8 protein-coding genes are annotated in these 12,368 nt (G+C 48.3%); 7 read left to right on the top strand and 1 reads right to left on the bottom strand.

Features of this window, described 5'->3' with window-relative positions:
• The first annotated feature begins 246 nt into the window (after positions 1-246).
• From KSP24_RS09865 to KSP24_RS09855, 3 genes are all read left to right on the top strand, one after another.
• Positions 247-1,662 (top strand): deoxyguanosinetriphosphate triphosphohydrolase family protein, encoded by a 1,416-nt coding sequence (locus KSP24_RS09865; protein WP_216975031.1) that lies wholly within the window; start codon positions 247-249, stop codon positions 1,660-1,662.
• Between the two features lie 71 nt (positions 1,663-1,733).
• A complete protein-coding gene (locus KSP24_RS09860; RefSeq protein ID WP_040101919.1) occupies positions 1,734-2,678 on the top strand; it encodes an MsnO8 family LLM class oxidoreductase in 945 nt (314 codons plus the stop codon).
• Positions 2,679-2,699: 21 nt separating this feature from the next.
• Positions 2,700-3,686 (top strand): methyltransferase domain-containing protein, encoded by a 987-nt coding sequence (locus KSP24_RS09855; RefSeq protein WP_040101918.1) that lies wholly within the window; start codon positions 2,700-2,702, stop codon positions 3,684-3,686.
• 4 nt (positions 3,687-3,690) lie between these two features.
• Here the strand turns inward: KSP24_RS09855 and KSP24_RS09850 are convergent, their stop codons facing one another.
• Positions 3,691-4,647, bottom strand: coding sequence for a D-2-hydroxyacid dehydrogenase (locus tag KSP24_RS09850; RefSeq protein ID WP_058710831.1), 957 nt, complete (start codon positions 4,645-4,647; stop codon positions 3,691-3,693).
• Positions 4,648-4,873: 226 nt separating this feature from the next.
• Here KSP24_RS09850 and thpR point away from each other — a divergent pair, with 226 nt between their 5' ends.
• The 4 genes from thpR (at position 4,874) to gltB (ending at position 12,278) form a co-directional block, all read left to right on the top strand.
• Complete coding sequence (gene thpR / locus KSP24_RS09845; RefSeq protein WP_025678637.1) at positions 4,874-5,440, top strand: RNA 2',3'-cyclic phosphodiesterase; 567 nt, start codon at positions 4,874-4,876, stop codon at positions 5,438-5,440.
• Positions 5,441-5,551: 111 nt separating this feature from the next.
• Complete coding sequence (locus KSP24_RS09840) at positions 5,552-6,364, top strand: cell wall hydrolase (RefSeq protein WP_016821264.1); 813 nt, start codon at positions 5,552-5,554, stop codon at positions 6,362-6,364.
• A 169-nt stretch (positions 6,365-6,533) separates the two neighbouring features.
• Complete coding sequence (locus tag KSP24_RS09835; RefSeq protein WP_040101915.1) at positions 6,534-7,217, top strand: metal-dependent hydrolase; 684 nt, start codon at positions 6,534-6,536, stop codon at positions 7,215-7,217.
• Positions 7,218-7,679: 462 nt separating this feature from the next.
• Complete coding sequence (gene gltB, locus KSP24_RS09830) at positions 7,680-12,278, top strand: glutamate synthase large subunit (protein WP_216975030.1); 4,599 nt, start codon at positions 7,680-7,682, stop codon at positions 12,276-12,278.
• Positions 12,279-12,368: the final 90 nt, after the last annotated feature.

Raw genomic sequence — 12,368 nt, 5'->3', positions numbered from 1 at the left:
TGTAGAAAATAATCAAACTCAAAACCATTAAATATAAAGTCTAGTTTTATTTTATTATGCTATTTACCCTATATTAAGTTTTTTTGGACTTGCTTTTTTATTACTCATCGTCTGAACACTGGCTTGGCTTGATAGGCGATAATGCGCTAGTTTGACGCTTACATATAAATGAAACTCATGTGAGCTTTCCTGAGGCGTGAAAAAAATGTATAATCACTCCAATTGAGTACGTAGGGAGTGAGCTTTATGACATGGCAGGACAAGAGAGAGCATCGGCAATTCGCGGAACAGACACGAAGCGACGCTTCACGGGCAGCATATGAACGGGATTACTCCCGATTGATCCATTCACCGACTTTCCGTCGATTGCAAGGGAAATCACAAGTATTTGGCGCAGGCACAGGAGATTATTATCGCACACGGCTGACACATTCTTTGGAGGTAGCGCAAATTGCGCGTGAGGCAGCACGAAGCTTGCTGCGCCGTCATCCAGAGGTAGAGTTGGAACAGGCGGATAACGCAGGACTGATCATTGACCCTGAGGTGGTGGAGTGTGCATCGATAGCACATGACTTTGGCCATCCACCGTTCGGACATAAGGGAGAAGAGGTGCTGGACGGGATCTTGGATCAACTGATTGAGACGAAGGTAGAAAAGATATCATCCGCCGGAGGCTTCACGCCAGAGTCCAAGCGTGGACAGGAGGCCTATGCGCGTGAGCGACGAATTTATGAGCATTTTGAAGGGAACGCACACAATTTCCGGCTGATTATGTTTTTGGAGAAGCGTGAGAATGTGGATGGCTTGAATTTGTCTGACGCTGTGCTGCTCGGGATCAACAAATACCCGTACCCAGGAATTTTGAACAAAAAAGGGTTGTACCTGCATGAGTGGGAATATATACGTTCTATTCGCGAGGATTGGGGCATCCCTGAAGGAAAAAAAACGCTGGAGGCCCAGCTCATGGATCTCTGCGACGATATTGCTTATTCCGCGCATGATCTGGAGGATGGGATTAAGGCAGGGAAAATTGAGGTACACGAGCATTTCTTATATGATCCATATTTGATTCGTCTGATTACGGAGAAAATTACCACGTTGGAGGATAGCTTCTGGCAAGGCTGGCAGCTGGCTGAGATTGAGCAGAAGGTAGCGGCAGTGCTGAGCGGATTTTTGAAGGTGTGGAATGGCAAGATGCCGATGTGTGAACACGATTATTCTCGCACCCGCCGTGAAGTGAAGGCATACTGGGTTAGCCTGTTTGTCAGCAGCTTAGGTGTAATTGATGATGGAAACTGGAAAAAGGTAACCTTCGTACGGGATGGAAGCGAAGATTTGGATATGCTGCGCACGGTGAGTGTATTGAAAAGCTTTGCTTGGGTCACCATGATCCGCGATCTGCGCGTACAGCGTCTGCAAAAACGCAGTGAATGGATGCTCAGACGGTTATGGTTGGCTTTTCTGGACCCTGAGACATCCAAGTCCATTATTCCGACCGATTGGCTCCAGCGCTATGAGCGCGACCAGGCCAAGGCGAAACCGATCTGGACTTGGGAGCATATGGTCATTGACTATATTGCAGGCATGACCGATGCTTTTGCTGAAAAAATTTATAATGAGTTATATGGCCTGAAGGTAGGTTCTATCTATGACCTGGACTAACGTTTTAATTTAACCCTATATAGTAGAAGAAACTTGTTTAGAACGGATAGAAGGGAGAGAAAAAGGCGCATATGCAACCTCAGTCTTTAGCTACTAACTCGTTGAATCTCGGTGTGCTTGATATGGTACCGCTGCTGTCTGGCAATCGCCCGGAGCAAGCAGTTCAATGGGCGGTAAAGCTGGCGAAACAGGCGGAAGCATGGGGATATACACGCTACTGGACCTCCGAGCATCATGACATGGAGGGGCTGGCTTCTTCCAGTCCAGAAGTGCTGTTGTCTCATATCGGGGCGGTGACGACGACCATCCAACTGGGTGCGGGTGCTATTTTGCTCCCGCATTATAGTCCAGTCAAGGTCGCCGAATGGTTCCATCTGCTGGCAGCTCTCTATCCGGGCAGAGTCGAATTGGGCCTGGGGAGGGCCCCTGGTGGGGGACCTCATGCTTCGATGGCACTAAGCGGCAATTTTCTTCAACATGTGACCGAGCTGCCACAGAAGATGGAAGCTCTATTGGCTTTGTTGGAAGGCTCATATGAATATGAACAGACCCCCGTGTTTGCCCGTCCAATGCCAGAACAGCCGCCAGCGCTGTGGATGCTGGGTACCAATCGAAAAAGTGCCGAATATGCTGCGCAGTATTCAACGGGCTATGTATTCGGCCAATTTATGAGTGAACAACATACGGAAGAAATGCTAAGTATTTACCGCTCCAGCTTTCAGCCATCCACACGGATGGACAAACCACGTACTATGGTTGCTGTAGGAGCAGTATGTGCCTCGACAGATGAGTTGGCGCAGCAATGGGCTGCTCAGATTTCATTAGGCGATCCGGCGATACGGGCCAGTTGGCTGGTGGGAACACCATCGCTTATTGCCGAACGGTTGCGTAGCTTGCAGGTCAAATATGATAATGATGAGTTTCTGTTGGTCACGCCCATTCCCGATTATGAGCAGCGGCTTCATTCCTACCAACTGATAGCGGAGGCTGTGAATTGTAGTCTTGATTCCAAATGAAAAGATGAAAAGAGATCTGACATGAATAAACACAAAATTAATACAGATGAAATGAAACCAAGCTACATATATACCTATGCGTATCATGAAACCGAGCGTGAGTTGTGTCTATTGGAACTAAAATGCTTGTTCGGTCAGCAGCCTGTGCATAGTTCCATGCTGTTGTCCCATCTTCGGCTGGAGCCGGGGACCAGTCCGTTTATCCATCTTCGTCTGGATATCGTCACCGATGCGGACACGCTGGAAGAGCTATGCGAAGCGGCTTCCAGGTTACAGCTTGAGGAAGGAAAGACCTTTAAGGTGCTGTGCCTTAAAGAAGGGGACAATGAGGCTGACTATGACGAGCGGCGCGGGATAGAACGCCGGATTGGCGCACGTATTCAGGGGCAGGCGCAAATGAAGACACCGGATGTAATCCTAGGAGTCATACGAGTAGGAGAGCGATGGCTAATGGGCATATGCGAGTATAGCGACAGATCGTGGCAGGAACGTCGTCAGAAACCGCAAAACTATTCTACTGGCCTACCCGTTCTGGTAGCTAGAGCACTTGTGAATTTGGCAGCAAATGATCAATTTGCATCTAAGGGAAAGTCAGACTCCTTGAAACTGCTGGACCCGTGTTGTGGTATGGGCAATGTGATGATTGAGGCATTGAGTATGGACAAGAATATTCGCGGCTGTGATATCAATCCGTTGGCGGTACGTGGGGCACGAGTAAATTTACGTCATTATGGGTATGAAGAAGATCTGGTGAAACTGGGGGATATGAATATGCTCGCAGGCACATACGATGCGGCTATCTTGGACATGCCCTATAACCTGTGCTCCGTGCTCCCTGCTGAAGAACAAAAAAAGATGCTGCGCAGTCTGAGACGCCTGGCCGCGCGGGCAGTGATCGTGAGCACGGAGCCGATGGCAACATTGCTATCCGAGTCAGGTTGGACCATTACGGAGCAATGCCGTATATATAAGACAGGTATGAGTCGGGAAATCTGGATCTGTAAGTAGCTTGTTAATACTGGGTTTTGTAGTTAACCAAATTCAGCGGCAGCTCCTGACCAGTAGCATAGGCTTTTAAATTAGTAAGAAAAATATCTACCGCTCGTTCAGCATATCGGTCTGTATCCCCTGCAATATGCGGCGTAATCAGGACGTGCTCTAGGCCCCATAGTGGATGTGACGCAGGTAGCGGTTCTTCCTCGAATACATCCAGTCCGGCAAAGGCAATATGTTTTTGTTCCAGAGAACGTACAAGCGCATCTGTATGAACAGTCTTGCCGCGACCGACATTAATGAAGAAGGTTCCTTTACGCATCGCTGCAAATGCTTTTTCGTCAAAAAAGTGATGGGTCTCTTCAGTGAATGGTAAAATATTAACTACAATATCCGCAACGCCCAATGCTTCATGTAATTGTTCGTTTGTGTACATGTGTTCTACATGGGGAGCTTCCTTGCCGGAACGGCGAACCCCGATCACCCGCATGCCAAAGGCTTCTGCAATTCGAGCGGTTTCACGGCCAATTTCGCCAACACCTGTAATCAACAGCGTTTTGCCACGTAATTCCGTCAGTTGACCTTCCGGTGGCTGCCATGTTTTCTGACGCTGTAAGAGAGCCGCTTGCTGTAAATAACGGGTATGCGATAGCAGCATTCCAAAGATCTGCTCTGTGATTGGAATTGCATGCACACCACTCGTATTCGTGAGTGCTATGTTGCGCTTTTCCAGTTCGGTAAGCGGGAGCTTATCAATCCCAGCCGACCAGGTTTGTATCCACTTCAGCTTGCTGTCTGGATGTAATGCCTCCTCGGCAATATGCTTGGACCAGCCTAGAATAACCTCGGCCTCACGGATTTGTTCAGACTCCAATTCCTGGGCTTTGCCAATAATCAACTCGTAGCCCGGAGCCGCTGCACGAACCTGTTTTTTTTGATCTTCCGTCAGTTGATGTAAACTTAAAATGCTTCCCATGATTCATAGCCTCCTCGATGTTTGATTCCTTGGAGTTTCCAATATATTCTGGCGAACCATCCCTTCAAGGATAACAGATTGCCGAAAAATTTGCATAATAAGGGTAGAAACAAGCTCGCGGTGTCATTATATATAACAACAAGTGGCTTTACCCTGATCAGGGACCAACCAAACAGCTACTTTTTGGGATAGGTACAGGATATGTATAAGAAAGGAGAAGAGGTTGATGAAAGATGAATCGCAAAGGCTCTTTACAGCGATCGCTCTCCCGGACGAGCACAAGAAGAAGTTACGTCATTGGGTGGAGCAGGATTTGAATCATTTGTCTTTTCGCAAATGGAGTGACTTCAGAGATTATCACGTGACACTTCAGTTTCTGGGTGATGTGGAGACCTCGGTTATTCCAAAACTTGAGCAGGCTTTAGTTCATGCTGCAGCTGAGCATCGCCCGTTCACGCTTGGCATGGGTGAAGCGGGCTTTTTTGGACGTGAAGACTTTCCGCGTGTACTGTGGAGGGGGGTGACCGGACAGCGAGAGTCGCTGGATCAGTTGCACCAGTCGATACTTCGAGCTACCGAGCCGCTGGGTTTTAAACCCGAGGAACGACCTTATCGACCCCATATCACCGTAGCACGTTCGTATACAGGAGGGGAGCCTGTTTCAGCATCTATGTGGCAGTCAAATGACCGAAGCGGCGAGCCTTGGGAAGTGGGGGAATTTGTGTTATATGCAACACGAATGGGGCAAAAACCAATGTACCAAATAATTCAAACATTCCCATTAATGAGGTGAAACCCTTGATCTATCAGCAAATTTAGTGATATAGTGTTTCAGCGTTATTCAAAAAGCGCATTTTGGGTTACATATCTGAGGAATGTGCTTAAAGTTAACGGGAGGAACATTATGGAAATCGTTAAAGAACATCGTTGGTTTGCACCTCTTTTGAGTGTGCTGCTTGTTTGTATATTGGGGATAGGCCTCTACGCTGAGGTTCAGCAAACACAGAATAATCATAAAAATGCACCTATGCAATCTCTGAGCTGGTCAGGGAACACTTCGGTTCCTACATATGGTGACAGGATGGGGACCCATAACGGGTCAAACAGGACAAGCCCCATCTTTGTCGCTGCTCATGGGCAGCCAAGCTGGAAAGAAATCATGCCGACTCCGTTACCCGCTTCCCAGATGAAGCAGGTGGAACAAGCTCGGAATAACGCTGTTACAGGCAAGAAAAAGCCTGAGGTCCAGCATAGCAAGTCCGCAATCCTAACCCCTCCTACAACCATCTACTTTACGAAGACAAAAATGCTCACTCAGGATGACAAGGCGTTGTCTACCTGGAGCTATCCTGTCTCCGCTAAAGAACTGCTCCTGCTGCAAAAAATAGTGATGGCAGAAGCAGAAGGCGAACCGTACGAAGGCAAAGTGGCAGTTGCCAACGTTGTCTTAAACCGGCTGCGGTCAGCCTCATTTCCCGATACGATTCAGGCAGTGATTTATCAAAAAGCGCAATTTAGTCCGGTTGCGAACGGGCGTCTTCGTCGTGTTCAGCCTAACCAGGACTGCATCCGTGCAGTTACGGCCGCTTTGAATGGTCATAAAGCCGTGCCTGATAACACCTGTTTTTTCCTTTCGCTTACGTTGGCCCAGGACCTTACGGTTCATCATTCGCGTACCAAGGTGAAAACAATCGGTCATCATACCTTTTATAAATGAGCATTTTGTATAAATCCCAAAAGCGACAAATAACAGCCCTTTCTAAACAACAGGGTTCAGCTTTGTGAGCGTATTTTGTGTGCGCAGGTGAAGCCAGTATGCAAAAGAGGTATAATTGGTAAAGGAAAGTAACCTAAATAATGAAAGTGATAAAGGAGACGTAAATGTTATGAAAATCACATATTATGGACATTCAGTTGTGTTGGTGGAGGCAGAGGGGAAACGGATTATTATCGATCCTTTTTTGACGGGGAATCCTAAAGCAACCATACAGGCCGAAGATATTCAGGTGGATGCAGTGCTGTTGACACACGGTCACGCCGATCATTTTGGGGATGCAGTTGAAATTGCCAAGCGCAATGATTGCCCTGTGATCGCGGTGGCGGAACTGGCTGAATATTGTTCATCCTTGGGGACCAAAGCTCACGGTATGAACCTGGGTGGAGGTCACCAATTTGACGGTTTTCATGTGAAATTTACGCTGGCGTTCCACAGCTCCTCTTTGACAGTGAACGGACAAACCATCTACATGGGAGAGCCAGCGGGGATTTTATTGACCATGGGAGGCAAAACATTTTTCCATGCAGGGGATACTGGCTTGTTTGGCGATATGCGTCTCATTGGAGAAACCAACTCCATCGATGCCGCAGTATTGCCGATCGGAGATGGTTATACAATGGGACCGGAGGATGCCTTGCTGGCAGCGAAATGGCTGCGGGCAAGCCGCGTGATACCGGTGCATTACAATACTTTTCCCGGTATAGAGCAGGACGGAGATGGCTTCTGTGACCGTCTTCATAAAGAAGGTATTGAAGGGAAAGCATTGAAGCCCGGCGAAAGTCTCGAATTTTAATACGGTTTATCGCTTTGCGGGAATATACATGATGGTCCGTATGTACATCAAAATTCCTTTGTCAGCCTTTTCTATTCTTTAAGGGATAGAAAAGGCTGACTTTTTTAATGAATATTTATACATAAAAATGATATATTCTTGCATTGATACGTTGAAGCTGTAATGTAAAAGATTTATTATCACAATCATAAAAACTTTGAATTGCTAACACAATAGGTCAATGATAAAATGATAGAACTAATTAGATTCATCAGTGGAATCGACGTGTTTTTCAAGTCAAGCCATTGCATAATTATTGAAAAACATACGCATTCGGCGGACCGTACCGCCTTGAATACGTTTTATGTTTTTGTCCCCCATTCCTCGTAGTTGTTCTTTGATTTACCTCTTGTTGCCACTGTCTTCTATTCGGCCGCCTGTATTTCAGGCCAGCATGACTTTATAACAGAAAGGTTGCGTTCCATGAGACAGACAGGTTTACCACCCAAACAGGGACTATATGATCCCCAATTCGAAAAAGACGCCTGCGGCATGGGCTTTGTTGCCCACATCAAGGGAAAACCATCGCACGATATTGTAAGTCAGGCTTTGACCATGCTCGTAAACATGGAGCATCGGGGCGGTCAGGGAAGTGAACCAAACTCCGGTGACGGAGCAGGGATCATGATTCAGGTTCCTCATTTGTTTTTTCAAGAGGAAGCAGAGCGATTGGGCTTCAAATTGCCAAAGGCCGGACATTATGGCGTAGGCATGCTTTTTGTATCCAATGATTCAAAAGTTCGTGAGATGCATGAGCAGAAGCTCAGAGAAATCATTATGGACGAAGGTCAAAACTGTTTGGGCTTTCGCGATGTTCCAACTTATGACGAAATGCTGGGTAAATCGGCAAAAGCAGCTAAGCCAGGTGTGCGTCAGGTGTTCATCGGCCGCAGTAGCGATTTGAAGGAAGAGCTGGACTTTGAACGGAAACTGTATGTCATTCGTAAACGTGCAGAGCTTGCTATTCGCTATAACCAAGAGGATGTGAATGGTGAGTCGTTCTATATTCCAAGTTTGTCATGTCGCAAGGTTGTATACAAAGGAATGTTGACAACCGAGCAGGTAGGCAAATTTTATCTGGATTTGCAGGATGAGCGAGTGACATCGGCGATTGCGCTGGTCCATTCCCGTTTTAGCACAAATACGTTCCCCAGCTGGGATCGTGCGCATCCTTATCGTTTTATGATTCACAATGGTGAAATTAATACCATGCGTGGCAACGTAAACTGGATGCATGCGCGTCAGGCACAGTTTGAAAGTGAAGCGTTTGGTAACGATATCAAGAAGGTAAAACCTGTCATCAACCCAGATGGCTCGGATACAGCCATGTTTGATAATACGCTGGAGTTTCTGTATCTGAGTGGCCGTTCGCTTCCTCATGTAGCCATGATGATGGTGCCTGAGCCTTGGAACAAGCATGAAACCATGGATCCGAAGAAGCGGGCATTTTATGAATATCACAGCACCATGATGGAACCGTGGGACGGACCTGCTGCGATGGCGTTTACAGACGGTATCCAAATCGGGGCGATTCTTGACCGCAACGGCCTGCGTCCTGCACGTTATTATGTGACCAAGGACGATCTGATCGCACTGTCATCTGAGGCGGGTGTATTGGATATTGCTCCTGAAAATGTGCTTTATAAGGATCGTCTCCGTCCAGGGCGTATGCTACTGGTGGATACCCAAGAAGGCCGCATCGTTTCTGATGAAGAGTTAAAGGAGCGTATCGCATCCGAAGAACCCTATCAGCAGTGGCTGGATGAGCATTTGATTGATCTGGATGATCTACCTGAAGCACTGGAGCAGCCAGAGCCGAAACATGAAAATGTAAATCAGTTGCAGCTCGCTTTTGGGTATACGTTTGAAGAACTGCGCAAACTTCTGGAGCCGATGGCACTTACAGGTGCGGAACCGATTGGCTCAATGGGGTATGATGCTCCACTGGCGGTATTGTCTGACCGTCCGCAACGTTTGTACAATTACTTTAAACAAATGTTTGCTCAGGTTACCAACCCGCCAATTGACGCCATTCGCGAAGAGATAGTGACGTCAACTGCAACGACGATTGGACCAGAGCGCAATTTACTACACCCAGAACCGGAAAGCTGTCGCCAGATTCGGTTGGATTCACCGGTGTTGTCTAATGAAGAGTTTGCCAAAATTCGTCACGTACACCGTCCAGGCTTCAAATCCATGACCATTCCGATCTTCTTTGAAGCAAAAGAAGGTGCTGAGGGCTTATACAAGGCGCTGGAAGGACTGTTTGAGGCAGCTGACCGTGTCATTGACAAAGGTCATAATATTCTGATTCTGTCTGACCGTGGAGTGGATGCGGAAAATGCAGCCATTCCGGCGTTGCTAGCTGTATCCAGCTTGCATCACCATCTGATTAAGCAGGGTACACGCACACGTGTGAGCATTTTGCTGGAATCCGGAGAGCCAAGAGATATTCACCATTATGCGGTGCTTCTGGGCTACGGTGTGAGCGCGGTTAATCCGTATCTGGCGTTTGAAACGCTGGATGTCATGATTCAACAAGGCTTGCTGCGCGGCATCTCACACGAAAAGGCAGTTAAAAATTATATTAAAGCGGCAACCAAGGGCGTCGTTAAAATATTGTCCAAAATGGGTATTTCCACGATTCAGTCGTACCGTGGAGCGCAAATTTTCGAGGCCGTAGGTCTGAAGCAGGATTTTGTTGACCGTTATTTCACTTGGACACCTTCCCGCATTGGCGGTATTGGTCTGGAGGAAGTGACGATGGAAGCGTTGGCCCACCATAACCGTGCTTTCACTGATAAGGACGGCAATGACAAGGTGCTCGATTCGGGCGGTGAATACCAATGGCGCAACGATGGAGAAGAGCATTTGTTTAACCCGCAAACGGTGCATTTGCTCCAGCAATCGGTTCGTTCGGGAGACTACGAGCTTTACAAGAAGTACACCAAGCTGGTACAGGGTGAATCTGAACAACATTTGACGATCCGTTCCATGCTTCAGTTGAAGCCTGCTGGTGAGCCTGTGCCGCTGGATGAAGTGGAATCTGCTGCATCGATTATGCGTCGCTTTAAAACAGGGGCTATGTCTTTCGGCTCCATTAGCCAGGAAGCGCATGAAGATTTGGCGATTGCAATGAATCGAATCGGTGGCAAAAGCAACACGGGTGAGGGCGGGGAGAACCCTGCGCGTTTTACCCCGGATGCTAATGGCGATTCACGTCGCAGTTCGATCAAGCAGGTGGCCTCTGGCCGATTTGGTGTAACGTCGAACTACTTGGTGAACGCCGACGAAATTCAGATCAAAATGGCGCAAGGCGCGAAGCCGGGCGAAGGTGGACAACTGCCAGGACGCAAGGTGTATCCTTGGGTCGCCGAGGTACGCGGTTCCACGCCAGGAGTAGGCCTGATTTCGCCACCACCGCATCACGATATTTATTCTATCGAGGATTTGGCAGAGCTCATCTACGATCTCAAAAACGCCAATCCACGTGCTGACATTAACGTAAAGCTGGTATCAGAGGTAGGCGTAGGCACGATTGCTACAGGGGTAGCCAAAGGCCGTGCTGACATTATTCTGGTCAGCGGTTATGACGGTGGTACAGGCGCTTCCCCGCAAGGCTCCATCCGCCATGCGGGTATGCCTTGGGAGCTAGGGCTGGCTGAGACGCATCAGACGCTCATGCTGAACAACCTGCGCGACCGCGTGGTGCTGGAGACAGACGGCAAAATGCTGTCTGGACGTGATTTGGTAGTAGCTGCCCTGTTGGGTGCGGAAGAATACGGCTTCTCAACAGCGCCGCTCGTAGCGTTGGGCTGTATTATGATGCGGGTATGCCAAATGGACACCTGTCCGGTTGGTGTGGCTACGCAGAATCCGGAGCTGCGCAAAAATTATATGGGTGATCCTGCCCATGTGGTGAATTTTATGCGTTTCATCGCAGAAGATGTCCGTGAAATTATGGCGGAGCTGGGATTCCGTACGATTCAGGAAATGATTGGCCGTACGGATTGTCTGGATACCGTGAACGCCGATTCGCATTGGAAGAAGAAGGGTGTAGACCTGAGCTTGCTGCTGCATGTTCCTGAGTTGGAAGACGGAAGTGTACGTTACCGCGTACAACGTCAAAACCACGGACTGGAAGAAACACTCGATATGCTGAAGCTCGTACCGATGGCTGCGGAGGCACTGGAGAGCGGAACGCCTGTAGAGGGTACCTTGCCTATTACAAACGTGAATCGGGCAGTAGGTACGATTCTGGGCAGCGAGGTCACACGTAAGTATGGGGCGGCAGGTCTGCCTGAGGATACGATTCGCTTTAACTTCATTGGATCGGCAGGTCAGAGCTTTGGAGCGTTTATTCCGAAAGGCATCACGCTGAGCGTGGAAGGCGATAGCAATGATTATGTCGGTAAAGGGCTATCTGGTGGTAAAGTTATTGTAAAGAAATCTCACAAAGCGACCTTTAAGGCAGAAGAGAACATTATCATCGGAAATACAGCCTTGTATGGAGCGACCAGCGGTGAAGCTTATATTAACGGAATCGCAGGCGAGCGCTTTGCCGTTCGGAACTCCGGCGCACGTATTGTTGTTGAGGGCGTTGGTGATCATGGCTGCGAATACATGACGGGCGGACGTGTAGCTGTATTGGGTGGAACCGGACGGAACTTTGGAGCCGGGATGTCCGGAGGTATTGCATACGTCTATGATCCTGAGGGGACGTTCCTGAGCCGTTGTAATCTGGAAATGGTGTTGCTGGAAGATGTGGAAGATCCTGCAGAAGCAGCGGATTTGCGCGGCTTGATCCAGCGCCATGTCACTTACACGGGTAGTGAAGCGGGACAACGTATTTTGGATGAATGGCAGACTGCGATTCAGCAATTTGTACGGGTGATTCCAAAGGATTACAAGCGTATGGTTGAACAGATTCAAAAAGAAGAGGCGACCGGTTTGAGCGGGGATGAAGCTCTACTGGCAGCATTTGAAGCCAATATGCGTGAATTGGCGCGTACCGGGGGCTAAAAAGCAGATCGCCAAATTCACTAAAAGGACTTGCTGAATACCGCTGTTATAGTCACGGCGGTACCAGCAAGTCCTTTTTTCAGGCTAACA

It is taken from the genome of Paenibacillus sp. AK121 (assembly GCF_019042715.1).
In the GTDB taxonomy this organism is placed as follows: Bacteria; Bacillota; Bacilli; order Paenibacillales; family Paenibacillaceae; genus Paenibacillus; species Paenibacillus polymyxa_C.
Note: the sequence above shows the minus strand (reverse complement) of the source record. Positions and strands in the feature narration are given on the sequence as shown.